The 24,593-nt window shown below is 65.3% G+C and carries 22 protein-coding genes, 4 tRNA genes and 1 pseudogene; 11 read left to right on the top strand and 16 right to left on the bottom strand.

The window, feature by feature from the left end; all coding sequences use genetic code 11:
- Positions 1 to 25: 25 nt before the first annotated feature.
- The 6 genes from N7607_RS10350 to N7607_RS10325 all read right to left on the bottom strand — a co-directional run bounded on the left by N7607_RS10350 (position 26) and on the right by N7607_RS10325 (position 7,411).
- On the bottom strand, positions 26 to 535 hold the full coding sequence (locus N7607_RS10350; protein ID WP_279866929.1) for a ProQ/FinO family protein: 510 nt from the start codon (positions 533 to 535) through the stop codon (positions 26 to 28).
- Positions 536 to 740: 205 nt separating this feature from the next.
- Entirely contained in the window at positions 741 to 3,809 is a 3,069-nt protein-coding gene (locus N7607_RS10345; protein WP_279866930.1) for an efflux RND transporter permease subunit, read from the bottom strand.
- The gene (locus N7607_RS10340) at positions 3,806 to 4,825 is read right to left on the bottom strand and encodes an efflux RND transporter periplasmic adaptor subunit (protein ID WP_279866932.1); all 1,020 of its coding nucleotides are present in this window, start codon (positions 4,823 to 4,825) and stop codon (positions 3,806 to 3,808) included. The genes N7607_RS10345 and N7607_RS10340 overlap by 4 nt, the downstream gene beginning before the upstream one ends.
- Before the next feature lie 81 nt (positions 4,826 to 4,906).
- On the bottom strand, positions 4,907 to 5,686 hold the full coding sequence (locus N7607_RS10335; protein WP_279866933.1) for an ABC transporter permease: 780 nt from the start codon (positions 5,684 to 5,686) through the stop codon (positions 4,907 to 4,909).
- Complete coding sequence (locus N7607_RS10330) at positions 5,683 to 6,615, bottom strand: ABC transporter ATP-binding protein (protein WP_279866934.1); 933 nt, start codon at positions 6,613 to 6,615, stop codon at positions 5,683 to 5,685. The genes N7607_RS10335 and N7607_RS10330 overlap by 4 nt, the downstream gene beginning before the upstream one ends.
- 121 nt (positions 6,616 to 6,736) lie before the next feature.
- Positions 6,737 to 7,411, bottom strand: coding sequence for a transglutaminase family protein (locus N7607_RS10325; RefSeq protein ID WP_279866936.1), 675 nt, complete (start codon positions 7,409 to 7,411; stop codon positions 6,737 to 6,739).
- Positions 7,412 to 7,526: 115 nt separating this feature from the next.
- On the opposite strand from N7607_RS10325, the gene N7607_RS10320 reads away from it, so the two are divergent.
- Both N7607_RS10320 and N7607_RS10315 read left to right on the top strand, forming a co-directional pair.
- Positions 7,527 to 9,971, top strand: coding sequence for an acyl-CoA dehydrogenase (locus N7607_RS10320; RefSeq protein ID WP_279866937.1), 2,445 nt, complete (start codon positions 7,527 to 7,529; stop codon positions 9,969 to 9,971).
- 71 nt (positions 9,972 to 10,042) lie between these two features.
- A complete protein-coding gene (locus tag N7607_RS10315) occupies positions 10,043 to 10,453 on the top strand; it encodes a PA2817 family protein (RefSeq protein ID WP_279866938.1) in 411 nt (136 codons plus the stop codon).
- 108 nt (positions 10,454 to 10,561) lie between these two features.
- Here the strand turns inward: N7607_RS10315 and N7607_RS10310 are convergent.
- The 4 genes from N7607_RS10310 to N7607_RS10295 all read right to left on the bottom strand — a co-directional run bounded on the left by N7607_RS10310 (position 10,562) and on the right by N7607_RS10295 (position 10,988).
- Positions 10,562 to 10,637: transfer RNA gene (locus N7607_RS10310), tRNA-Gly, on the bottom strand.
- Between the two features lie 19 nt (positions 10,638 to 10,656).
- Positions 10,657 to 10,732: transfer RNA gene (locus tag N7607_RS10305), tRNA-Glu, on the bottom strand.
- A 103-nt stretch (positions 10,733 to 10,835) separates the two neighbouring features.
- Positions 10,836 to 10,911 (bottom strand) — tRNA-Gly (locus tag N7607_RS10300).
- 1 nt (position 10,912) lies between these two features.
- Positions 10,913 to 10,988, bottom strand: a tRNA-Glu gene (locus N7607_RS10295).
- Between the two features lie 221 nt (positions 10,989 to 11,209).
- On the opposite strand from N7607_RS10295, the gene N7607_RS10290 reads away from it, so the two are divergent.
- Positions 11,210 to 11,974, top strand: coding sequence for a hypothetical protein (locus N7607_RS10290; protein WP_279866939.1), 765 nt, complete (start codon positions 11,210 to 11,212; stop codon positions 11,972 to 11,974).
- 21 nt (positions 11,975 to 11,995) lie between these two features.
- Positions 11,996 to 12,658: a glutathione S-transferase family protein gene (locus tag N7607_RS10285; protein ID WP_279866941.1), complete on the top strand. Its 663-nt coding sequence runs from the start codon at positions 11,996 to 11,998 to the stop codon at positions 12,656 to 12,658.
- A 57-nt stretch (positions 12,659 to 12,715) separates the two neighbouring features.
- On the opposite strand, the gene N7607_RS10280 is transcribed toward N7607_RS10285, so the two are convergent.
- On the bottom strand, positions 12,716 to 13,198 hold the full coding sequence (locus N7607_RS10280) for a GAF domain-containing protein (RefSeq protein ID WP_279866943.1): 483 nt from the start codon (positions 13,196 to 13,198) through the stop codon (positions 12,716 to 12,718).
- Positions 13,195 to 14,085 (bottom strand): ATP-binding protein, encoded by an 891-nt coding sequence (locus N7607_RS10275; RefSeq protein WP_279866944.1) that lies wholly within the window; start codon positions 14,083 to 14,085, stop codon positions 13,195 to 13,197. Before N7607_RS10275 ends, N7607_RS10280 begins: the two co-directional genes overlap by 4 nt.
- Positions 14,086 to 14,176: 91 nt before the next feature.
- Between N7607_RS10275 and N7607_RS10270 the strand changes: the two genes are divergently transcribed.
- Complete coding sequence (locus N7607_RS10270) at positions 14,177 to 16,495, top strand: ATP-binding protein (RefSeq protein ID WP_279866946.1); 2,319 nt, start codon at positions 14,177 to 14,179, stop codon at positions 16,493 to 16,495.
- Here N7607_RS10270 and N7607_RS10265 read toward each other — a convergent pair.
- The 3 genes from N7607_RS10265 to msrB all read right to left on the bottom strand — a co-directional run bounded on the left by N7607_RS10265 (position 16,479) and on the right by msrB (position 17,946).
- Positions 16,479 to 16,946 carry a MarR family transcriptional regulator gene (locus tag N7607_RS10265; protein ID WP_279866948.1) on the bottom strand — a complete coding sequence of 156 codons (468 nt, stop codon included), beginning with the start codon at positions 16,944 to 16,946 and terminating at the stop codon, positions 16,479 to 16,481. The two genes, N7607_RS10270 and N7607_RS10265, sit on opposite strands and share 17 nt — an antisense overlap.
- Positions 16,943 to 17,428 carry a glutathione peroxidase gene (locus N7607_RS10260; RefSeq protein WP_279866949.1) on the bottom strand — a complete coding sequence of 162 codons (486 nt, stop codon included), beginning with the start codon at positions 17,426 to 17,428 and terminating at the stop codon, positions 16,943 to 16,945. The genes N7607_RS10265 and N7607_RS10260 overlap by 4 nt, the downstream gene beginning before the upstream one ends.
- A gap of 125 nt (positions 17,429 to 17,553) precedes the next feature.
- Positions 17,554 to 17,946 carry a peptide-methionine (R)-S-oxide reductase MsrB gene (msrB, locus tag N7607_RS10255; RefSeq protein ID WP_279866950.1) on the bottom strand — a complete coding sequence of 131 codons (393 nt, stop codon included), beginning with the start codon at positions 17,944 to 17,946 and terminating at the stop codon, positions 17,554 to 17,556.
- Positions 17,947 to 18,115: 169 nt separating this feature from the next.
- On the opposite strand from msrB, the gene N7607_RS10250 reads away from it, so the two are divergent.
- From N7607_RS10250 to N7607_RS10225, 6 genes are all read left to right on the top strand, one after another.
- Positions 18,116 to 19,327, top strand: a complete 1,212-nt coding sequence (locus N7607_RS10250; RefSeq protein ID WP_137971941.1) for a pyridoxal phosphate-dependent aminotransferase — start codon at positions 18,116 to 18,118, stop codon at positions 19,325 to 19,327.
- Positions 19,328 to 19,347: 20 nt separating this feature from the next.
- On the top strand, positions 19,348 to 19,800 hold the full coding sequence (locus N7607_RS10245; protein ID WP_279866951.1) for a hypothetical protein: 453 nt from the start codon (positions 19,348 to 19,350) through the stop codon (positions 19,798 to 19,800).
- Positions 19,801 to 19,888: 88 nt separating this feature from the next.
- Positions 19,889 to 20,764 (top strand): protease HtpX, encoded by an 876-nt coding sequence (gene htpX, locus N7607_RS10240; RefSeq protein WP_279866952.1) that lies wholly within the window; start codon positions 19,889 to 19,891, stop codon positions 20,762 to 20,764.
- Positions 20,765 to 20,887: 123 nt separating this feature from the next.
- On the top strand, positions 20,888 to 21,289 hold the full coding sequence (locus tag N7607_RS10235) for a transcriptional regulator (protein WP_279866953.1): 402 nt from the start codon (positions 20,888 to 20,890) through the stop codon (positions 21,287 to 21,289).
- A 95-nt stretch (positions 21,290 to 21,384) separates the two neighbouring features.
- Positions 21,385 to 22,152, top strand: coding sequence for a class III extradiol ring-cleavage dioxygenase (locus N7607_RS10230; RefSeq protein WP_279866955.1), 768 nt, complete (start codon positions 21,385 to 21,387; stop codon positions 22,150 to 22,152).
- 131 nt (positions 22,153 to 22,283) lie between these two features.
- Positions 22,284 to 22,697: a hypothetical protein gene (locus N7607_RS10225; protein WP_279866957.1), complete on the top strand. Its 414-nt coding sequence runs from the start codon at positions 22,284 to 22,286 to the stop codon at positions 22,695 to 22,697.
- Between the two features lie 52 nt (positions 22,698 to 22,749).
- Here the strand turns inward: N7607_RS10225 and N7607_RS10220 are convergent.
- Positions 22,750 to 24,481: pseudogene (locus N7607_RS10220) on the bottom strand (DEAD/DEAH box helicase).
- Between the last annotated feature and the right edge of the window lie 112 nt (positions 24,482 to 24,593).

Raw genomic sequence — 24,593 nt, 5'->3', positions numbered from 1 at the left:
GACTCGCTGTCGAGCGCGAGTAGCTTTAGTCCGCGGTCTGCTCCACCACGGTGTCGGCGGCGGGGGCCTGGGCAGGCTCTTTCGGCTTTGCCTGGGCACGTCGGGCTTGTATGCGCTGCCGCTTGGCCTGCTGCTTCGCATGCTGCGCCTGGGTCGCCGTCACTACGCCAACTGCCTGACCGTTCAAGTCCAGGCGTGGCGCGTTCTCCGTCATGCTGGTCCAGTATCGGCTGCCCCGGCACCAGGTGGCCAGGCCCAGCTTGAGTTGTTCGGCGGATATGCCGAGCAGCTCCAGATGTTGCTCGGCATCCTTGAGGATGCCCTCCTTGAGCGGAACCTTGGGCGCCGGATTGACCGGGAAGGCCAGCGGGAAGTGCATCTGCAGTCGCCAGATCGCCTCCACCGCAGGATCCTGCTCACGAGGCTTGGTTGGCTGGGAGGACTTCCGCTTGCGCGGCTTCTCGCTATCGGTTTTCACCTGCTCTTTTTCAGCCCGCAGGCGGTCACGTAGCTCAGCTAGTTGCTCAAAACCCATCGTTCAGTCACAGCTCATGGTTGATTCGAAACGCAAGGTTATCCCATGCAGTCATTTGAAGCAGGTTAATCAGACGGCAGTACCACTGATGACGTGATCGCGGCAGCAATTCCGCCCGGTTATCGATGCATGTTCGCCCGTCCATTCCGTTACCCAATCGAAGCTCGCAACTGGGCGCTGGCCGCACCATACAGGTCTACATCGACTACGCCAGCCCCGCCTCACCCTGCCCCACCACTATCGGCCGCCAGCGCCGCAGCAAGGTATACAGGGTCGGCACCACGAACAGGGTGAAGAAGGTGCCCACCAGCAGGCCACCGACGATGACCATGCCGATCTGCTGGCGGCTCTCGGCACCGGCGCCGCTGGCGATGGCCAGCGGCAGCGAACCGAGGACCATGGCGCCGGTGGTCATCAGGATCGGCCGCAGGCGCTGCACCGCTGCCTCCAGCACCGCCTCGCCCAGTTCGCGGCCCTCGCGCAGCAGGTGGTTGGCGAACTCGACGATGAGGATGCCGTGCTTGGTGATCAGCCCGATCAGGGTCACCAGGCCCACCTGCGAGTAGATGTTCAGGGTGCCGCCGAACAGCTTGAGCGCCAGCAGCGCGCCGGCCATGGACAGCGGCACGCTGAGCAGGATGATCAGCGGATCGAAGAAGCTCTCGAACTGCGCCGCCAGCACCAGGAAGATGAACATCAGGGCCAGCACGAAGATCAGCGCTACGCCGCTGCTGGAGTCCTTGAAGTCGCGCGAGGTGCCGGTGTAGTCGAACTGGGTATCCGGCGGAAAGATCGCCCGCGCTTTTTCCTCCAGGTGATCCAGCGCCTCGCCCAGCGTATAGCCGGAACCGACGTTGGCGCTGACCGTCACCGCGCGCAGCTGGTTGAAGTGGTTGAGCTCGCGCGGCGCCACCGTCTCGCGCACCTCGATCAGGTTGGAGAGCTGCACCATGTTGTCGTTGCGCCCGCGCACGTAGACGCGGTTGAGGTCATCGGGATTGCTGCGGTCGACGTCCTGCAACTGCACCAGTACGTCGTACTGCTCGCCGTTCTGCTTGAAGCGGGTCACCTGGCGGCTGCCGAACAGGCTCTCCATGCTGCGGCCGATGGTGGCCACGTCGGTGCCCACCGCCACCGCCTGCTCGCGGTTGACCGTGACCTTGAGCTGCGGGGTGTTGAGCTTGAGGTCGGTGTCCAGGCTCTCCAGCCCCGGATAGCCGCGCACCTCGGCCAGCAGCTGGTCGACGTACTGCTGCAGCTCGGCGTATTCCAGCGAGGAGCGGATGACGAAATTGACCGGCTGGTTGCGCGCGCTCTGCCCCAGCGGCGGGCGGTTGATTGGGAAGGCGCGCACGCCGGGGATGTCCTGCAGCTTGGGCAGCAGCTCGTCGCGGATCTCGAATTGGCTGCGTTCGCGCTTGTCCCAGTCCTCCAGCTTCATGAACGACAGGCCCTGGGCCACGGTGGGGAAGCCAACGATGACCATGTAGCGGTTGGCCTCCGGAATCGAGGCGTAGGCCGCCTCCAGCTGTTCGGCGTAGCGACTGGTATAGCCGACGGTGGCGCCGTCCGGGCCGTTGATCGAGCCGACGATGGTGCCGGTGTCCTCGGTCGGCGCCAGTTCGCTGCGCAGGCTGCCGAACAGCCAGGCGCAGAGAATCAGGATGCCCAGCAGCAGCGCCACCACCAGCCACCAGGCGCGCAGCACCCGTTCCAGCAGGTGGCGGTAGTTGTAGGTCAGGCCGTTGAGGAAGCCCTCGATCAGGTTGTAGAAGCGGCTGTGCTTCTGCTGCGGCACGTGGGCCTTGAGCAGGTGGCCGCACATCATCGGCGACAGCGTCAGGGCGACGAAGCCGGACACCAGCACGGCACCGGCCAGGGTCCAGGCAAATTCGGTAAATAACTTCCCTGACGTGCCCTGCATAAAGCCGATCGGCGCGTACACGGCGGCCAGGGTCAGGGTCATGGCGATCACCGCGAAGGCGATCTCGCGGCTGCCGACGAAGGCGGCCCGCATGGGGCTCATGCCCTGCTCGATATGCCGGTGGATGTTCTCCAGCACCACGATGGCGTCGTCCACCACCAGGCCGATGGCCAGGACCATGGCCAGCAGGGTCAGGGTATTGACCGTGAAGCCCATCAGCGCCATCAGCGCGCAGGCACCGATCAGCGACACAGGAATAGTGACCAGCGGAATCAGCGTCGCGCGCAGCGAACGCAGGAACAGGAAGATGATCAGCACGACCAGCACCACCGCTTCCCAGATGGTGGCGTAGACGTTCTTGATCGACTCGCGGATGAACAACGAGTTGTCGTTGGCCTCCGCCATTTCCATGCCTTCCGGCAGCAGCTCGCGTAACTCAGGCAGCGCCTGGTTGAGGCCATCGGAGATTTCCAGCGGGTTGGCCGTGGCCTGCTTGACCATGCCCACCGCCACCGCCGGGCGGCCCTTGAAGCGCACCACGGTGCGCTCGTCGGCGGCGCCGATCTCGGCATGGCCGACGTCGGACAGGCGCAGCAGGTAGCCGCGCGAGTCGTCGAGGATCAGCCGGTTGAATTCGTCCGGGGTCTTCAGGTCGGTTTCCGATAGCACGCTGAACTCGCGCTGCACCGACTCGATGCGCCCGGCCGGAATCTCCACGTTCTGTCGGCGCAGGGCATCCTCCACGTCCTGCACGGTGAGGTCGTGGGCGGCCAGCTTCTCCGGGTCGAGCCAGATGCGCATGGCGTAGCTGCGCGCGCCGCGGATCTGCACCTCGGACACGCCGGGGATGGTCTGCAGACGATCCTGCACCACCCGTTCCAGCACATCGGTGATCTCCATGGCGGAGAGGCGCTCGCTGTAGAAGGCCAGCCACACCACCGGCTGGGCGTCGGCCTCGACCTTCTGCACCATCGGCTCGTCGATCTCGTCCGGCAGCAGGCTGCGCACCCGCCCCAGGCGGTCGCGCACGTCGTTGGCGGCCTCGTCGGAGTTGCTGCCGAGGCGGAACTGGGCGGTGATCTGGGTGTTTTCCGAGCGGCTGATGGAACTGACGAAATCCAGCCCCTCGATGCCGGACAGCACGTCCTCGATCGGCTGGGCGACCTGGGACTCCATGATTTCCGGGCTGGCGCCGGGATAGATGACGTTGACCGTGACGATCGGCACGTCGATGTTCGGGTACTCGCGCACCGCCAGGCGCTGGTAGGCCAGCAGGCCGAGCAGCACGATGATCAGCGACAGCACGGTGGCGAACACCGGCCGGCGGATACAGATATCGGAGAGGGTCATGCGCCGTCCCCACGCGGGACGGTGCGCACCTCATGCCCGGGGCTGACCTTCTGCCAGCCGGCACTGATGATCGTCTCGTCGCCCTGCAGCCCCTCCACCACTTCGGCACGGCCGCGCAGGCGCTGGCCGATGCGGATCGGCCGGCGTTCGACCTTGCCGTCCACCACCAGGTTGACGAACAGCAGCTGGCCCATGGGCATCACCGCTTCTTCCGGAATCACCAGGGCCTGCGGGCGCTCGGCGAGGATCACCGAAACCTTGACGAACTGGCCGGGCTTGAGCCGGTGATCGGCGTTGGCCACCTGGGCGCGAATGGCCTGGCTGCGGCCGATCTCGTCCAGGCGCGGGTTGAGCGCGCTGATCCTGCCCTGGAAACGCTCGCCGCCGTAGGCATCCAGCGACAGCTCGACGAGTTGGCCGACCCGCACCTGGCTGACCGCCTTCTGCGGCACGCGGAAATCCAGCTTGAGCGGGTCGAGCACTTCCAGGTTGACGATGTCGTCGCCGGGGCTGAGGTAGTCACCGACGCTGACCAGACGCAGGCCGAGTACGCCGTCGTAGGGGGCACGGATCTGCGTCTTGTCCAGGCGCGCCTGGGCCAGCGCCAGGCTGGCGCGGGCGGCCTGCTGCTGGGAGCTGGCCTCGTCCAAGGCCTGGGCATTGCTGGCGCCGCGCTTGAACAGCATCTGCGCGCGCTGGAAGCTTTTTTCGGCGAGATTGAGGTTGGCTTGGGCCTGGGCCAGTTCGGCGCGGGCGATGGCATCGTCGAGGCCGACCAGCAGATCGCCGGCCTTAACCGCCTGCCCCTCCTGGAAATGCAAGGTGGCGAGGCGCCCCTCCACTTCCGGACGGATCATGGTCGATTCGTCCGAACGCAGCGAGCCGAAGGTGATCAGCTCGTCACGCACCAGGGTGCGCTCGGGCTGCGCCACTTCCACCAGCGGTGCCTGTTCGGCCCGCAGGGGGCTGGCCAGACACAGGGTCGCGAAAAGCAGAACGGCGCGGCGGGCAGTCATCACTCAACCTCTTATTGTCCGATCGGTCGAGTCTAACGGCGGACGGCGCCGTTGCCGACCGCCGATTGTGTTACCCGATGCTTACTGGCGCATGCCGCGCCCACTCTTCAGCAGGCGGATGCAGACGATGTAGAGCACCGTGCTGGCCAGCAACATCATGCCGATGGCGATGCCGATATTGATGTCAGATACGCCGAGAATCCCGTACCTGAACGCATTGACCATGTGCAGGATCGGGTTTACCAGCGACACGTGCTGCCAGAACTCGGGCAGCAGGCTGATCGAGTAGAACACCCCGCCCAGGTAGGTCAGCGGCGTGAGCACGAAGGTCGGGATGATCGAGATATCGTCGAAGTTGCGCGCATACACCGCGTTGATGAATCCGCCCAGGGAGAAGGTGATCGCGGTCAGCAGGATCACCAGCACGGTCACGCCCAGGTGGTGCACCTGCAGCTGGGTGAAGAACAGCGACAGCAGAGTGACGATCAAGGCCACCGCAAGGCCGCGCAGGGCGCCGCCGACGGTGTAGCCGATCAGGATGGTGTGCGGCGATACCGGCGACACCAGCAGCTCCTCGACGTTGCGCTGGAACTTGCTGCTGAAGAAGCTGGACACCACGTTGCTGTAGGAGTTGGTGATCACCGACATCATGATCAGCCCGGGCACGATGAACTCCATGTAGGAGTAATCGCCCACGCCACCGACCTGGCTGCCGATCAGGCGGCCGAAGATCACGAAGTACAGGGCCATGGTGATGGCCGGCGGCAGCAGGGTCTGCGCCCAGATGCGCATGAAGCGCCGCACTTCGCGGCGCACGATGGTCTGCAGGGCGACCCAGTTGGAGGCGAGTTCCGGGCTCATTTCGCCACCTTCGCCAGGTTCTTCTCGACCAGGGACACGAACAGCTCCTCGAGACGGTTGCTCTTGTTGCGCAGGCTCAGCACCTCGATCTTCTGCGCCGCCAGCTGGCGGAACAGCTCGGTGATGCCCAGGCTCTTCTCCACCTGTACCTCCAGGGTGTGATGGTCGACCAGCATCGCCGGATAGCCCTGCAGCTGCGGCGGCACCAGCTGCGATTCCTTGAGATCAAGCAGGAAGGTCTCCACGTGCAGGGTCTTGAGCAGCGCCTTCATGCTGGTGTTCTCGACGATGCTGCCGTGGTCGATGATGCCGATGTGGCGGCACAGCTGCTCCGCTTCTTCCAGGTAGTGGGTGGTGAGAATGATGGTGATGCCCTTCTGGTTCAGCTCGGTGAGGAAGCTCCACATCGAGCGGCGCAGCTCGATGTCCACGCCGGCGGTGGGCTCGTCGAGTATCAGCAGGCGCGGCTCGTGTACCAGCGCGCGGGCGATCATCAGGCGCCGCTTCATGCCGCCGGAGAGCATACGCGCGGCCTCGTTGTGCTTGTCCCACAGGCCGAGCTGGGTCAGGTACTGCTCGGCGCGCTCCTTGGCCACCTTCTGCGGGATGCCGTAGTAGCCGGCCTGGGTCACGACGATGTCGAAGACCTTCTCGAACTGGCTGAAGTTGAACTCCTGCGGCACCACGCCGAGGCAGCGCTTGAGCCCGGAAGGGTCGCGATCCAGATCGTGGCCGAACACTTCCACCGAGCCGCCGCTCTTGTTCACCAGGGTGGAGAGGATGCCGATGGTGGTGGACTTGCCCGCCCCGTTGGGGCCGAGCAGGGCGAAGAAGTCGCCTTCGGCGACATCGAGGTCGATGCCCTGGAGGGCCTGGAAGCCGTTGGCGTAGGTCTTGGTCAGTTGCCGGATGGACAGCGCAGAACTCATGAGAGATAGCTACTCAGCAAAGGGAAGGCTTAGATAAGGCTCGGGAGAGGCAATTGCAACCATTCGTTGCAGGGTAGCCTGCCCGCCCCGGCCTCAGGAAAAAAGCCCCGTCGCCTCGATGTTAACTATCGAATTCCTTTATGGCGGCGGCCTCCGCCTGCAGATCGCCACGCAGGAAGGCCGAACCTTCCTCGAACAGGTGCGGGTAGCACTGGCGCAGGTGGCCGAAGAACAGCTCCAGCGGCAGGTCGTCGAACTGGCCGTGGTCGGTCAGGTATTCCATGTAGCGTGCACCCTCGGCATTAAAGGGATGGAACACGCTGTCGTTGCGCCCATCGAACTCCAGCGGCGCCACCTTGAACATCTGGCACAGCGCCAGGTTGAAGGCCGGCGTGGCCTTGACCCATTTACCCTCGATGAACAGCTCGGTGTAGCCGTGCATGGCGAACACTTCGCTGCGCAACATCTCGATCAGGCGCGGGGTGGACAGGTGGTTGCGCACATCGGCCAGGCCGATGCGCGCCGGTATCCCGCAATGCCGCGCACAGGCCGCCAGCAGCAGAGCCTTGGGCACGCAGTAGGACTCGCCTGCGGCTAGCGCATGACTGGCCTTGAGCGTCTCGTGGTCGGGGCTGAACACGTAGGGGTTGTAGCGGATCTGGTCGCGCACCGCGTAGTACAGGCTCACCGCCTGCTCGCGGGGGTTGCGGCTGGCGCCCCGCGAACGTTCGGCGAACTCGACTACCCTGGGGTGGTCACTATCCACGAAGCGGCTGGGTAGAAGGCTGGACTGCATCAGGGTTCTCCAGGGGGTTGCCCCCAGTCTATCCAGGCCTATCGCGCCGGGTGCACGACGATCCGGCCAAGCTCGCCGGCCTTACCGCCAAGGCCGGCCTCATGGAGGATTGCGCATGCTCGCTGTCTGGTTGCTGATTCTGCTGTTCGGCGTCGCCTACCTGGCCTATTCCCGCATGGCTGCCCTGCCCGCCCTGGGCATCGTGGCCGGCTATCTGATCCTGCTCGGCCTGTTCGGCGATGTCCCGTACTGGCTGGAGCTGGGGCTCTGGCTGCTGTGGCTCGGCGTGGCCATCCCCCTCGCCCTGCCGGAATTGCGCCGCAAACTGATCACCGGTCCGCTGTTCGGCTGGTTCCAGAAGGTGCTGCCGCCCATGTCCGCCACCGAGCGCGACGCCATCGAGGCCGGCACCGTGTGGTGGGATGGCCAGCTGTTCAGCGGCCGCCCGGACTGGGACGTGCTGTTGAATTACCCTGCCGCCAAGCTCAGTGACGAGGAACGCGCCTTTATCGATGGCCCGGTGGAAGAGCTGTGCGCCATGGTCAGCGACTGGGAGATCGGCCAGCAGCTCGACCTGCCCGAAAAGGCCTGGCAACACATCAAGAGCAATGGCTTCTTCGGCCTGATCATTCCCCAGGAGTACGGCGGCAAGGGCTTCTCCGCCTACGCCCACTCCCAGGTGGTGATGAAGCTGTCGACCCGCTCCGGCGACCTCGCCTCCACCGTGATGGTGCCTAACTCCCTCGGCCCGGCCGAGCTGTTGCTGCACTACGGCACCGACGAACAGCGCCAGCACTACCTGCCGCGCCTGGCCCGCGGCGAGGAAATCCCCTGCTTCGCCCTCACCGGCCCGCTGGCCGGCTCGGACGCCGGCGCCATGCCGGACACCGGCATCGTCTGCCGCGACCAGTGGAATGGCGAGGACGTGCTCGGCCTGCGCCTGACCTGGGAGAAGCGCTACATCACCCTGGGCCCGGTCGCCACCCTGCTCGGCCTGGCCTTCAAGGCCTATGACCCGGACCACCTGCTGGGCGACCAGGAAGACCTCGGCATCAGCCTGGCGCTGATCCCCACCGACACGCCCGGCGTGGAGATCGGCCGCCGCCACCTGCCGCTTGGCGCCGCCTTCATGAACGGCCCCAACTCGGGCAAGGATGTGTTCGTACCGCTGAGCTGCCTGATCGGCGGCCAGGAATACCTGGGCAAGGGCTGGATGATGCTGATGAACTGCCTGTCCGTGGGCCGCTCCATCTCCCTGCCGGCCGGCGGTACCGGTGCGGCAAAGATGTCCAGCCTGGTCAGCGGCCAGTACTGCCGCGTGCGCGAACAGTTCGGCGTGCCGCTGGCGGCGTTCGAAGGCATTCAGGAGGCGCTGGCGCGCATCGGCGGCAACGCCTGGATGATGGACGCGGCGCGCACCCTGACCGCCAGCGCCGTGGACCTGGGCGAGAAGCCCTCGGTGCTGTCGGCCATCCTCAAGTACCACCTGACCGAGCGCGGCCGCGAATGCATCGGCCACGCCATGGACGTGCACGGCGGCAAGGCCATCATCATGGGCCCGAACAACTACCTGGCTCGGGCCTGGCAGGGCGTGCCGGTGTCGATCACCGTCGAGGGCGCCAACATCCTCTCGCGCAACCTGATGATCTTCGGCCAGGGCGCCATCCGCTGCCATCCCTTCGTGCTGGACGAAATGGCCCTGGCCGGCCGCGAGGACCATGAGCAGGCGCTGCTGGAGTTCGACGACCTGCTGCTCAGGCACGTGGGCTTCGCCGTCGGCAACGCCGCCGGTGCCCTGCTGCATAGCCTGACTCTGAGCAGCTTCGGCAACGTGCCCGGCGACCACCTCAGCCGCCCCTACTTCCGGTCGCTGAATCGCCTGGCCGCGGCCTTCGCCCTGCTGGCCGACAGCAGCATGATGCTGCTGGGCGGCGAGCTGAAGCGCCGCGAGCGGCTGTCCGCACGCCTCGGCGATGTGCTCAGCCACCTTTATCTAGGTAGCGCCGCGCTCAAGCGCTACCACGACCTGGGCAACCCCGAAGCGCTGCAACCGCTACTGCGCTGGGCACTGGAGGAAAACCTCGGCCTCGCCGAGCAGGCGCTGGACGAACTGCTGAGCAACTTCCCCAACCGCCTGTTCGGCTGCCTGCTGCGCGTTCTGGTGTTCCCACTGGGTCGCCGGCACAAGGGCCCGGACGACGAACTGGATGCCGAAGTCGCCGCCATTCTCGGCCGTCCGCGCGGCGACCAAGCGCTGGAGAGCCTGCTCGACGGCTGCTACCGGCCCCAGGGCGCCAACGACCCTGTCGCCGCGCTGCAGCAGGCGGTCGATCTACTCGACGGCACGGCACAGACCCAGCGCAAGCTGCACAAGGCGCTCAAGGCCGGTCTGCAGCCACAGCCCGGCGAGCATGAGATCGACGCGGCCCTGCGCGAGCAGCAGCTGACTCCCGAGGAGGCTGAACAGCTGCGCCAAGCCGAAACGGCGCGGCGCCGGGTGATCGACGTGGACGACTTCGCCAAGGACGACCTCAAGCTAAGCGCCGACAAGGTGCGCTGAGCCCCGTTCGGGACAGCACGGGCGCGGAGCCTTATACTCCGCGCCCGTTTTCGTTTTAAAGGACATCCGCCATGGCCACTGCCTACCTCGACCACCATCTCGCCCTGCTCGCCCACCTGCGCGGCATCCTGGTCGCCCTGGGCGAGGCCGAGCAGGTGGAAGACGACACCCACGCGCTGTTCCTCGAACGCTTCGACGAGCTGCTGGCCCAGCTGCCAAGCGATCCGGAGAGCAGCCTGTACCTGGGCCAGGACATCATCAGCCAGGTGTTCCACCGCTACCCGCAGATCGCCCACCTGGTGCCGCGTGACCTGCTGTGGTTCTTCGGTGGCGACTGCCTGCATTTCATGCCGGATGAAGAGATCGAACTGTTCCAGCGCCTCGACGAGCGCCGCTTCGAGGCCGAGGAGAACGACGAGCCGTTCGACTGGAACCGCGAGAAGCAGCTGCTGGCCCTGCCCGACGACAGCGCCAAGCACTGAGCCGGCAGTAAACGAAAAAGCCCGCACGGCATTGCCGGCGGGCCTTTTTCCATGACTGAATCGCGCACAAACGAAAACGCCACCCGATGGGGTGGCGTTTCGTGAATTTGGAGCGGGAAACGAGACTCGAACTCGCGACCCCGACCTTGGCAAGGTCGTGCTCTACCAACTGAGCTATTCCCGCATGCAACTTGGTACGAAAATGGCGTCCCCTAGGGGACTCGAACCCCTGTTACCGCCGTGAAAGGGCGGTGTCCTAGGCCACTAGACGAAGGGGACGTGGCCCGGAGCTTACAACAGCTTCCCGGTGTTTCCAGCCGATGTTACCACCGACCTTGGAACTCTAATCAAAACGCCGCTCGGTGAGCGGCGCTTCGTAAACTGGAGCGGGAAACGAGACTCGAACTCGCGACCCCGACCTTGGCAAGGTCGTGCTCTACCAACTGAGCTATTCCCGCATGGCGTCCCCTAGGGGACTCGAACCCCTGTTACCGCCGTGAAAGGGCGGTGTCCTAGGCCACTAGACGAAGGGGACGTGGCCAGGAGCTTGTAACAGCATCCCAACTTTCCTCGAATCGACTTTCGCCAACACGCTGAAAGTGGCGCGCATTCTATGGAGCCTTGGCCAGAGCGTCAACCCTCAATCAAAACTTTTTCTAAATCAAAGACTTCGCCTCAGAAACTCATACAGCGCTATCAGCATGATGGCTAACGCACTACACTCGAGAAAATAAGAGCGCAACGGGAGGTTCCAGGGTGTCCCCAATCGTCATCACCGCGCTAGTAGTCGCCGGCATCGTGGTGCTGTTCCTGATCGGTTATGTCAACCATATGGTCGAGAATAGCAAGCTGGAGAAAGCTCGCCTCAAGGCCGATCTCAACGACCGGGTACGGCGTAGCCGTGACGTTTCCGAGAACATGCCGGGCCAGTTGATGGGCCCCGCCCTCAAGCTCCTGCTCAGCCGCTTCGAGCTGCAGTTCGGTGAGCGCCTGCTGCAACTGGACAAGCAGAACGCCAATCTGAAGAACCGCATGGCCGAACTGCGCGAGCTGGTCGCCAAGGGCGACGCCATCCCGGTTCGCAACCCGCCACAGCAGATACTGACCGAGGCCAAGGCCAAGGACATCCGCTTCCTGCTGGAAAACTTCCACAGCCAGGTCACCCGCGCCGCCCAGGAAAACCTGCTGCCGGCCAACGAGGCCAAGCGCTGGCTGGGCGAGATTCGCCACATGCTGGTGCAGCTGCATTTCGAGTTCTTCAGCAACCTCGGCCAGCAGTCCATGCAGCAGGGCCAGCCCGGCCAGGCCCGCCTGGCCTACGAGCGCGGCGTGCAATACCTGCGCAAGCAGCCCGACCCGGCGCGCTACCAGAACCAACTGCAGCAGCTGGAAGATCTACTGGCCCGTGCCAATGCGGTGGTACTGGAAAAGACCAAGCCCGTCGAGGAAGCCAGCGAGCTGACCGACGGCCTCAAGTCCCTCGGCGAAGACGAGTGGAAGAAGAAGAACGTCTACGACTGATCTGCCCCTGCAAGGAATCCCATGAGCCTGATCGTCTACGGCGCGCCGCTATCCCCGTTCGTACGCAAACTGCGCCTTTGCCTGATCGAGAAGGGCCTGGACTACCAGCTGGAAATCGTCACCCCGTTCGGCCAGCCCGACTGGTACCGCGAACTCAACCCGCTGGGGCGTATTCCCGCCTTCCGTGACGGCGACCTGACCCTGGCCGACTCCAGCGTGATCTGTCAGTACCTGGAAGAACAGTACCCGCAACGCCCCGCCCTGTTCGGCCAGGGCGCCGCGCAGAAGGCCAAGGTGCGCTGGCTGGAGAAATATGGCGACTACGAGCTGGCGCCGCTGTGCACCTTCGGCGTGTTCCGCAACCGCCTGCTCAAGCCCATGCTCGGCCAGAGCTGCGACGAAGACGCCGTGCAGAGCGCCCTCAACGCCAAGCTGCCGAAGCATTTCGACTACCTGGAACAGACCCTGGGCGGTGCCCAGTATTTCGTCGGCAACGAGCTGACCCAGGCGGACCTGGCCATCTACACCCAGCTGCAGAACATGGAACACGGTGGCGAAACGCTGAACAGCGAGCGCTGGCCGCACCTGGCGGCCCACTACCAGCGCATCCAGGCCCGCGACTCCGTGCAGAGCGTGCTGCCCGGCGAACTCAAGGTGATCGCCAAGATAACCGCCAAGGCCTGATTCGTCCGCCCACAAAAAAGCCCGGCCAATGCCGGGCTTTTTGCTGCGCGCGAAAGATCAGCACTCGCTCAGGCGCAGGAAGATCGCCGCCAGCCGCTCGATGCCGAGCTGATCTTCCACGCCGAAGCGCGCCAGGCGCGGACTGTCCAGATCCAGCACGCCGATCAACCGTCCCTCCTTGACCAGCGGCACCACCAGCTCGCTGTTGGAGGCGCTGTCGCAGGCGATGTGTCCCGGGAAGGCATGCACATCCTCGACCCGCTGGGTCTGCCGGCTGCTCGCCGCGACGCCGCACACGCCGCGCCCGAAGGGGATGCGCACGCAGGCCACCTTGCCCTGGAACGGCCCCAGCACCAGTTCCTCGCCCTTGTTCAGATAGAAACCGGCCCAGTTCAACTCCTCTAGCTCATGGAACAGGAAGGCGGCGAACTGCGCGGCGTTGGCGATGAAGTCGCGCTCGGCGGCCAACAACGACTCCAGCTGGGCCGCCAACAAGTCATAGCCCTCGCGCCCCTGCCCGACCTGCTGCAGGTCGATCATGGCGCCACCTCCAGCAGTTGCTGGCCGACCCAGCTGCGGGCGAACTGGTAGGCGCAGCGGCCATTGCGATTGCCGCGCCCCAGGGCCCAGCGGATGGCGAGGATTTCCAGCTCATGGCTCCACTCCCACTGCAGGCCGGCCTGGCCTGCCAGCACCTCGATCCAGTGGCGTACGACCGCCAGGAAGTGCTCCTGGGTAAAGGGATAGAAGGAGATCCACAGGCCGAAGCGATCGGACAGCGCAATCTTGTCCTCTACCGCCTCGTTGGGGTGCAGTTCGCCGTCGACCATCTGCCAATGCTCGTTGTCGCTCTCCTTCTCCGGTACCAGGTGGCGGCGGTTGGAGGTGGCGTACAGCAGCACGTTGTCCGGCGCGCGCTCCAGGGAACCGTCGAGCACGCTCTTGAGCACCCGGTAATCACCCTCGCCGGACTCGAACGACAGGTCGTCGCAGAACAGCACGAAGCGTTGCGCCAGCCCAGCCAGGGCATCCACCACCTTGGGCAGGTCGGCCAGGTGATCGCGCTCGATCTCGATCAGACGCAGGCCAGCACCGGCGTGCTCGGCCAGCAGCGCCCTCACCAGCGAGGATTTGCCGGTGCCGCGGGCGCCCCACAGCAAGGCATGGTTGGCCGGCAGGCCGGAGACGAACTGGCGGGTGTTGCGCGCCAACTGCGCGCACTGGGCATCCACCCCGACCAGGTCGGACAGCCGCAGATCGAGACTGACCCGCAACGGCTGCAGATAGCCTGTGCGCCCCTCGCGCTGCCAGCGCGCGGCGATCACGGTATTCCAGTCCAGCGCCACCCGCGGCGCCGGCAACAGGGGCTCGAGGCGCTCCAGCACGGCATCGGCGCGCTGCAGAAAGCTGTTCAAACGAGAATCCACGACTTACTCCTCATATCCGCCACTGCCGATCATCCGGCGCTATGGGCTATGCTTGGCAGGGCCAGAAACCAAGGACTCAGCCGCCGCACCGATGGATATTTCCCTGACCCATCGCCTGTCGTACAAGCAGGCCAGATTGACGGTGTTGGTAGCCTTCATCCTGGGTACCCTGCTGAGCCTGATCCAGGTCGGTCTGGATTATGCCAGCGAAGATGCCTCCATCGACCGGGAAATCCATTCCCTGCTGGAAATCAGCCACAACCCGGCGGCGCGCATCTCCTACAACATCGACGCCGAACTGGCCCAGGAGCTAGTGCTCGGCCTACTGCGCTCACCGGCGGTGATGCGCGCCGAGATCATCGACAACAGCGGCCTGGTCCTGGCCTCGGTGGACCGCCCACCGGCGCAGAGCCGCTACCGGGTGTTCAGCGACTTCATGTTCGGCGAGCGCCGCCACTTCGAAGACCCGCTGTTCGTCAGCCACGCCCCGGAAGAGTCCCTCGGCATCCTGCGCCTGGAGGTGGACACCTATGCCTTCGGCAGCCACTTCCTGCGCCGCGCCCTGCTCACCCTGGTCACCGGCTTCGCCCGCAGCCTGCTGCTGTCGCTGATCCTGCTGGTGCTGTTCTACGCCATGCTGACCAAGCCGCTGGTCGGCGTGATCCGCGCCCTCAGCGACCGCGACCCGCGCCGCGACTTCTCGCCCGTGCCCTGCCCGCCCGGCCACGAGCTCGATGAGGTCGGCACCCTGGTGGCGGTGACCAACCAGCAGCTGACCAACACCCACCAGGAAATCAGCCAGCGCCGCGAGGCCGAGGATCGCCTGACCCAGTACCTGGCCGAGCTGGAGAACATCGTCTCGGCGCGCACCGCGGAACTGAAGGCGACCAACGCCCGTCTGACCCAGTCCAACCGCGAGCTGGAACAGGCGCGCAGCACCGCCCTGGAAATGGCCCAGGCGCGTGCCGCTTTCCTGGCCAACATGAGCCACGAGATCCGCACCCCACTCAACGGCCTGCTGGGCATGCTCGCGCTGTCACTGGACGGCCCGCTCAACAGCGAACAGCGCCAGCAGCTGTCGATCGCCCACGACTCGGGCAAGGTGCTGGTCGACCTGCTCAACGACATTCTCGACCTGTCCAAATTCGAGGCTGGCCAACTGGAGCTGGAACGCATTCCCTTCGATCTCGGCGCCCTGGTCGAGGAAACCGCCAGCCTGCTGTCGCAGAACGCCGGCCCGCATGTGGAGCTGACCTGCCTGATCGACCCGCAGCTGCCGGCCCTGGTGCTCGGCGATCCGACCCGGGTGCGCCAGGTGGTCAGCAACCTGCTGTCCAACGCCCTCAAGTTCACCCGCCAGGGCCGCGTCGACCTGCGCGTCACCCCCAGCGCCGGCGGCGTGCGCATCCTGGTCAGCGACACCGGTATCGGCATCGCCGAAGATGCCCAAGCCCGCATCTTCCAGCCCTTCACCCAGGCCGGCGCCGGCATCGCCCGCCAGTTCGGCGGCACCGGCCTGGGCCTGGCCCTGACCCGGCGCCTGTGCGAAGCCATGGACGGGCAGCTGACCCTGAGCTCGCAGGAGGGCATCGGCAGTCAGTTCAGCGCGACCCTGCCACTGCCGACCCACGCCCCCGCCGCGCGCTGGCCGGCGCTGCCGGGGCAGATCGTCGCCTTCTGCGCACCCGGCAGTGGCCTGGCGGAGCTGCTGGACAGCTGGCTGCCGACCTGGGGACTGGGCTATCGGCGCCTGGATGAAAGCGCCATCAATACCGAGCTGCAGGCCGACCTGTTGATCTGTGACGACCCGGTGCATCTGCCGCGCCTGCGCCAGCAGCTGGCCAGCCCGCTGCTACTGGTCTCCGCCTATGGCACCTTCATCTCCGGCGAGCAGGCGGGCACGCTGATCCCCTTCGAGCAGCTGCCGCGCCCGCTGGCCCGCGTCGCGCTGTACCAGGCCCTGCAACGCCTGCTGGCGCCGCATCAGGCGCATGGCGTCGAGCCGCCCCCCAGGGTGCAGAGCCGCCCGCGCCAGGCCCGTGTATTGCTGGTCGAGGACAATCAGGTGAACCAGATGGTGGCCAAGGGCATGCTCAGCAAACTGGGTTGCGAGGTGGCCGTCACCGGCCACGGCGGCGAGGCCATCGCCTATCTGGAGAAGCACCCGGTGGACCTGGTGCTGATGGACTGCAACATGCCGGTGATGGATGGCTATGAGGCCACCCGGCGCATCCGCCAGAGCGGTCACTGGCCGAGCCTGCCGATCATCGCCCTGACCGCCAACGCCCTGCCGGACGAGCGCGAGCGCTGCCAGGCGGCCGGCATGAACGACTACCTGGCCAAGCCCTTCCGCCGCGAAGACCTGGCCGCCCTGCTGGACAGCTGGCTGCCGCTCACGACCGAGTCGTGACCAGCGCCAGCAGCTGCCCCAGGCTCTGCCGCATACCCTCCAGCTCACCTAGGTCGACGCCGCGCTCGCACAGCAGACGATTCTTCAGCGGCAGCACCCGCTCGCGCAGCGCCAGCCCCGCTTCGCTCAGCGCCAGGCGCAGTTCGCGCTCGTCGGCGCTGGAGCGGCTGCGCAGCACCAGGCCGAGCTGCTCCAGACGCTTGAGCAACGGCGTCAGGGTGCCGGAATCGAGCATCAGCCGCTCGCCCAGGGCCTTGACAGTGGCCTGCTCCGGCGGTGCCGCCTGCCACTCCCACAGCACCAGCATGGCCAGGTACTGCGGGTAGGTCAGGCCGAGCTCGTCGAGCATCGGCTTGTAGGCTCGGATCACCGCCCGCGAGGCGGCGTAGAGCTTGAAGCACAGCTGGTTGTCCAGCAGCAGCTGCGCCTCCAGGTCGTGCGATGCGCTCATTTCAGCAGCGCTTCGATCTCGGCGGTCAGCTCTTCCGGCTTGGTGGTCGGGGCGAAACGCTTGATCTCGCTGCCGTCGCCGCTGATCAGGAACTTGGTGAAGTTCCACTTGATGCCCTGGCTGCCGAGCAGGCCCGGCGCGCGCTTCTTCAGTTGCACGTAGAGCGGGTGGGCGTCGCTGCCATTGACGTCGATCTTCTTGAACAGCGGGAAACTGACACCGAAGTTCAGCTCACAGAACTCGCTGATGGCGCCCTCGTCGCCCGGCTCCTGCTTGCCGAACTGGTTGCAGGGGAAGCCCAGCACTACCAGGCCCTTGTCCTTGTACTGCTGCCAGACGCTTTCCAGGCCCTTGTACTGCGGAGTGAAACCGCACTTGCTGGCGGTGTTGACCACCAGCACGGCCTTGCCACCGAAGTCCTTGAGGGTCTTCTGCTCGCCCTTGATGGTGGTGACGGGAATATCGAAAAGCTTGTCGCTCATGGCCTGCGGCTCCGTTGCGGATGAAAGTGAGGCGAATATAGCGAGCAATTAAATTGCACACAATTTATGTACAAAAAATAAGGCCCGCTTATCGGCAGGCCTTACCTTAATCGAAGAACCGCGCCCTACCTGGGCACCAGCTTGAGCGATACCGAGTTGATGCAGTAGCGCAGACCGGTAGGCCGCGGGCCATCCGGGAAGACATGGCCCAGATGGGCATCGCACTTGCCGCACTTGACCTCGATGCGATGCATGCCGTGGCTGAAGTCCTCCTTCTCGGTGATCACTTCGTCATTCACCGGCTGGAAGTAGCTCGGCCAGCCGCTGCCGGAATCGTACTTGGCGTCGGAGTCGAACAGCGCCTCGCCGCAGCAGGCGCAGTGATAGATACCGGGCACCTTGCTGTCGTGGTATTCGCCGGTGAAGGCACGCTCGGTGCCACCCAGCCGGCAGACATGGAACTGGGCGTCGGAGAGCTCGTCGCGCCAGGCTTCCAGGGGTTTATCGATCTTTTCCATGGAGCACACCTCAGGGGCAGAAAAAAGCCCGACCTGTACCTTTTCCGGGCATCGGGCCGCACGTATCATGCGTCCCTCTTTGGACGCCAGTCTTTATGCCGCGTTACAGCCGGCAAGGACGAATTTTCCCTGCGCCGCCAGCGGCATCTTCACATCGGGACACAGCATCATGCAGGTCAGCAAATCGAACAAGCTCGCCAACGTCTGCTACGACATCCGCGGGCCGGTGCTCAAGCACGCCAAACGCCTGGAAGAGGAAGGCCAACGCATCCTCAAGCTGAATATCGGCAACCCGGCGCCGTTCGGTTTCGAAGCCCCGGAGGAAATCCTCCAGGACGTGATCCGCAACCTGCCCACCGCGCAAGGCTACAGCGACTCCAAGGGCCTGTTCAGCGCGCGCAAGGCGGTGATGCAGTACTACCAGCAGAAGAACGTGGAAGGCGTCGGCATCGAGGACATCTATCTCGGCAACGGCGTATCCGAGCTGATCGTGATGGCCATGCAGGCCCTGCTCAACAACGGTGACGAGGTGCTGATCCCGGCTCCTGACTACCCGCTGTGGACCGCCTCCGTGGCCCTGGCGGGCGGCAAGCCGGTGCACTACCTGTGCGACGAGCAGGCCGGCTGGTTCCCTGACCTGGCCGACATCAAGGCCAAGATCAGCAGCAACACTAAGGCCATCGTGCTGATCAACCCGAATAACCCGACCGGCGCCGTATATTCCAAGGAAGTGCTGGAAGGCATCGTCGAGCTGGCGCGCCAGCACAACCTGGTGCTGTTCTCCGACGAGATCTACGACAAGATTCTCTACGACGACGCCCAGCACATCTGCACCGCCTCCCTGGCCCCGGACGTGCTGTGCCTGACCTTCAACGGTCTGTCCAAGTCCTACCGCGTAGCCGGCTTCCGCTCCGGCTGGGTCGCCATCTCCGGGCCCAAGCACAAGGCCACCAGCTACATCGAAGGCATCGACATCCTGGCCAACATGCGCCTCTGTGCGAATGTCCCGAGCCAGCATGCGATCCAGACCGCCCTGGGCGGCTACCAGAGCATCAATGACCTGGTGCTGCCGCAAGGCCGCCTGCTGGAGCAGCGCAACCGCACCTGGGAACTGCTCAACGACATTCCCGGGGTCAGCTGCGTCAAGCCGATGGGCGCGCTGTACGCCTTCCCCAAGATCGACCCCAAGGTCTGCCCGATCCACAACGACGAGAAGTTCGTCCTCGACCTGCTGCTCTCCGAGAAGCTGCTGGTCGTCCAGGGCACGGCCTTCAACTGGCCGTGGCCGGATCACTTCCGCGTGGTCACCCTGCCCCGTGTCGACGACCTGGAGCAGGCCATCGGCCGCATCGGCAACTTCCTCAAGTCCTACCGCCAGTAAGCTAAGAGAGCAGCTCGGTCATGGACCTGCAGATCGACGAGTTCTACAAGGATGCCGCCAGCGGCATGCTGGCGCTCTATCAGGCCTTTCCGCGCAAGGTGGCGCTGTATGTGGAAGACCTGATCGGCCGCGAGGAACCCGACGAGTTCGGCCTGCCCAGCAAGCGTCACCAGGCTTGCCTGGGCGCCCTGCTGTGGCTGTCCGAGGAAGGCTATATCCGCTTCGAGTCGACCATCGCCTACGACGCCCTGGACCAGGCGGTGCTGACCGAGAAAGGCTTTATGCGCCTTTCCCGCGGCATTCCCCATGCCCTGCCGGATGGCGAGAGCCAGACCGCCAGCGTGCGCCGGGTACGCGGCACCCTCGCCTGGCAGCTGCGCGAAGCCCTCGGCCAGCACAACAGCGAGAAGGTCGCGCGCCTGACTCGTCTGCTCTTCGAGAGCGCTCTGAATCAGGCAAGCGACATAGTTTGAAATAGAGCCTCGGTTGAAGGCGGCGCGGGCGAACCTTATATAGCTCGCATACTTAGAACGTCTCTCGCCTGAGGAGAAGCTTCCTACCATGATGCGTATCGTGTTGTTCCTGGCCACCAACCTGGCGGTGCTGCTGATCGCCAGCGTTACCCTGAAACTGCTCGGGGTGGATCGATTCACCGGCCAGAACTACGGCAGCCTGCTGGTCTTCTGCGCCGTGTTCGGCTTCGTCGGCTCCTTCATCTCGCTGTTCCTCTCCAAGTGGATGGCGAAGATGAGCACCGGCACCGAGATCATCACCCAGCCGCGCACCCGCCACGAACAGTGGCTGCTGCAGACCGTCGAGGAGCTGTCCCGCAACGCCGGCATCAAGATGCCGGAAGTCGGCATCTTCCCGGCCTACGAATCCAACGCCTTCGCCACCGGCTGGAACAAGAACGACGCCCTGGTGGCCGTCAGCCAGGGCCTGCTGGAGCGCTTCTCGCCGGATGAAGTGAAAGCCGTGCTGGCCCACGAGATCGGCCACGTGGCCAACGGCGACATGGTTACCCTGGCCATGATTCAGGGCGTGGTGAACACCTTCGTGATGTTCTTCGCGCGCATCTTCGGAAACTTCGTCGACCGCGTGGTGCTGAAGAACGAAGGCGAAGGCCACGGCATCGGCTACATCGTCGCGACCATCTTCGCCGAGCTGGTCCTGGGCATCCTGGCCAGCATCATCGTCATGTGGTTCTCTCGCCGCCGCGAGTTCAAGGCCGACGACGCCGGTGCCCGCCTGGCCGGCACGGGCGCCATGATCGCCGCCCTGGAGCGCCTGCGCGCCGAACAGGGCGTGCCGGTGCACATGCCGAGCAGCATGACCGCCTTCGGCATCAACGGTGGCCTGAAGAACGGCCTGGCCGGCCTGCTGATGACCCACCCGCCGCTGGAAGACCGCATCGAGGCCCTCCGTCGCCGCGGCTAAGCGTCCGCTTCACGAAAAAGGCGATCCTCGGATCGCCTTTTTTGTTGCCCGCGAAAAACCTCGAACCTTGCAGCGCGCTCGCCAGTCGGAACCTGTAAGCCCAACGCCTAAGGGAGAATCGCCATGGCTGTGTACCACTGGGACCTGATCGAACGCCTGCTGCACGAGGCGCAGAACTCCGCCGGCAAGCCCTTCGCCCCGCGCCACTACGCCGAAGAACTGGCCAATGAGCTGGGCCGCGCCGGCGAGGAGGTGGAGAATCTCGACCACTTCCGCGCTGAAGCCACTCGCTACGAGTCGCTGCTGGTGGAGAACGGCTTCATCGTCACTCGCCCCGAGGAAGAAGGCGGCAATGGCGAGAACTTCGTGCTCACCCCGCGTGGCGCCCAGCTGCTGAGCATGCTCGACAGCAGCATCCCGGGCAGCGAACACCCGCGCGAGGTGCTCGATGCAGCCGGCGAGGCCGCGTTGACCCCCGAGGTGTTCGACGATATCGCGCCCAAGGCCAATCTGGAGACCGAGTGATCTAGCAAGCCAGCTGATCGATATCTCCCGAAAGTTATATTGGATGTCGATAGGTTGGCCGGTCACCATGGCAGCATCACCCAGAGGAATCCCCGATGCTGCCAGCTCTCTTCATTTCTCACGGCTCGCCCATGCTCGCACTCGAGCCCGGCGCCAGCGGTCCGGCCCTGGTACGCCTGGCCGCGGAGCTGCCGCGGCCTCGGGCGATCCTGGTGGTCTCCGCGCATTGGGAAAGTGACGAACTGCTGATCGGCAGCTCGGCGCAACCGGCTACCTGGCACGACTTCGGCGGCTTCCCCGCCCCGCTCTACGCCGTGCAGTATCCGGCACCGGGCGCGCCGGACATCGCCAAGCAAGTGCAGCGCCTGCTGGCCGCCGCCGACCTGCCCAGCCGCCTCGACCCACAGCGCCCGCTGGACCACGGCGCCTGGGTGCCGCTATCGCTGATGTACCCGCAGGCCAACATCCCGGTGCTGCAGCTGTCGCTGCCCAGTCATGCCGGCCCGCAATTGCAGGTGCGAGCCGGCCAGGCGCTGGCGGCCTTGCGCGAGCAGGACGTTCTGCTGATCGGCTCGGGCAGCATCACCCACAACCTCGGCGAGCTGGACTGGCGCGCCGGACCCGAGGTGATCGAACCCTGGGCGGGCGAATTCCGCGACTGGATGGTGGCCAGGCTGCAGGCCGGCGACCACGCGGCCCTGCTCGACTACCGCCGCCAGGCGCCGCATGCACGGCGCAGCCATCCCAGCGACGAACACCTGCTGCCGCTGTACTTCGCCCTCGGTGCCGGTAGCGCTTTCCACATCGAGCACAGCGGCTTCACCTATGGCGCGCTGGGCATGGATATCTACAGCTTCTCCTGATATTCAGGCATCGTCGACAGCTCGGCGGCAAGGGATGCCGCTATCCTCGACGATGCCGCGCGCCCATTCGGCTACCACGATGCCAACGGCGGGGGCCGCGCCACCCGAATAACAACCACAAGGACGTCACCATGCTGGTCAAGCTGCTCGCCAGGCTTCTGGTCACCATCGGCATCGTCTTCTACGCCGTGGTGGTGCCAATCTTCGAGATCAACGCCAGCCACGTATTCAACCCGGGCTGGGAGGCCCACGCCCGCCTGCACGAGGTCTGGCAGCTGACGACCAACTGCGCGCTCGGCGCTTTTAGTCTGTGGCTGGTGTGGTGGAAAGGCGAGATTCGCCTGAGCAGCCTGCTGACCCTGTTCGTCACCGGCGGCTTCCTGCTCGCCTATGGCCTGCGCGACAGCTACGGCGGCTCCATGGTGCTGTCCGACGGTTCGGAGAAGCTGATCCTGGGCATCAACCTGGGCCTGTTCGCCTACAGCCTGGCCATCTTTCTGGCCGCCCTCGCCGTGCTGCTCGACAGGCGCCACGTGAAACCCTGAGCCAGAAACGAAAAAGCCCCGCATGAGCGGGGCTTGTTCTGATACGCGACGATCAGTCTTCGCGGTAGCGGCGCAGCTTGAGAGCCTTGCCGGCAACGCGGGTGTCCTTGAGCTTGCTCAGCAGGCGCTCGAGGCCGTCTTCCGGCAGTTCGATCAGGCTGAAGGTCTCGCGGATCTGGATGCGGCCGATGGCGTCGCGTTGCAGGCCGCCCTCGTTGAGGATGGCGCCCAGCAGGTTCTTCGCGGCGATACCGTCGCGCGCGCCCAGGGCGGTGCGGCAGCGGGCCTTGCCTTCGCTCGGCGCAGCCATCGGGCGGCGCTCGCGGACTTCGCCACGGTCACCACGGTCGTAGGAACGCTCGGGACGGTCGCCATCACGCTCGCGACGCTCGCGCGGGGCACCCACGCTCGGCACCAGCGGCTGCTCGCGCTCGACGCTGGCCAGGTCCAGGGCCTGGCCACCGGTGGCCTTCTTCAGCAGGGCCGCGGCCAGGGCACGCGGGCTGCAGCCGATGTCGGCGATCAGGCGGTCCAGCAGGGCACCGTGGCTGGCTTCGGCGTCGGCGGTCAGCGGAGTGAGGCTGGTGGTCAGCTTCTTGATGCGGGCGTCCAGCACCTGCTGCGGGTTGGGCAGCTTGACCTCGCCGACCTTCTGCCCGGTAACGCGCTCGATCACCTGCAGCATGCGGCGCTCACGCGGCGTCACCAGCAGCAGGGCACGGCCATCGCGACCGGCGCGGCCGGTACGGCCGATACGGTGCACGTAGGACTCCGGGTCGTACGGCATGTCGACGTTGAGCACGTGGGTGATGCGCGGTACGTCGATACCACGGGCGGCCACGTCAGTGGCGACCACGATGTCCAGACGGCCGTCTTTCAGCGATTCGATCACGCGCTCGCGCTGGTTCTGGGCGATGTCGCCGTTCAGCGCGGCGGCCTTGTAGCCCTTGGCTTCCAGGGCGCTGGCCAGGTCCAGGGTGGCCTGCTTGGTACGCACGAAGGCGATCAGGGCGTCGAAGTCCTCGACTTCCAGCAGGCGGGTCACGGCGTTGATCTTCTGATCGGCGTGGATCATCAGATGCGCCTGCTCGATGCGCGACACGGTCTGGGTCTTGGCCGCGATCTTGACGTGCTTGGGCTCGCGCAGGTGCTTCTCGGCGATCTCACGGATCGAGTGCGGCAGGGTGGCAGAGAACAGCACGCTCTGGCGGGTGGCCGGCATGGCCTGGAAGATCACTTCCAGATCGTCCATGAAGCCGAGCTTGAGCATTTCGTCGGCTTCGTCCAGCACCAGGTGGCGGATGGTCGACAGCAGTTGATCGTTGCGGCTCAGGTGGTCGACCAGGCGGCCCGGGGTGGCCACGATGATCTGCGCGCCCATGCGCAGGGATTTGAGCTGCGGGCCCATGGGCGCGCCGCCGTAGACGGCCACGACGTTCACGCCGGGCATCTGCTTGGAATAGGTTTCGAAGGCGGTGGCCACCTGCAGGGCCAGCTCGCGGGTCGGCGCCAGGATCAGCGCCTGGGGCTCGCGCTTGGCCGGGTCGATCTTGGACAGGATCGGCAGGGCGAAGGCGGCGGTCTTGCCGGTACCGGTCTGGGCCTGGCCGATCATGTCGTGGCCAGCCAGGATCATCGGGATCGCCTGGGCTTGAATGGGGGACGGCTCTTCGTAACCGACTGCGGTCAGCGCAGCGAGAATGGAAGGATGAAGGCCGAGATCGGCAAAGGTGCCGGTTTCCTGAGTCATGGGTCTGCCTCTATGTGCATCCGCAAAAACCCAGGAACAAAGGCTGCGCGCGCCGTGAAGGACCTTGTGGGTCACCCTGGCAGCCAATCAGCGGGTAGTTGCGAAAACGTGATGAATGAAACGTCAAGGGTAGTCCGCATGGCGGA

Source organism: Pseudomonas sp. GD04019 (assembly GCF_029837695.1).
Classification (GTDB): Bacteria; Pseudomonadota; Gammaproteobacteria; order Pseudomonadales; family Pseudomonadaceae; genus Aquipseudomonas.
The sequence above is the reverse complement of the archived record's forward strand: the minus strand, read 5'-3'. Positions and strand labels throughout refer to the sequence as shown.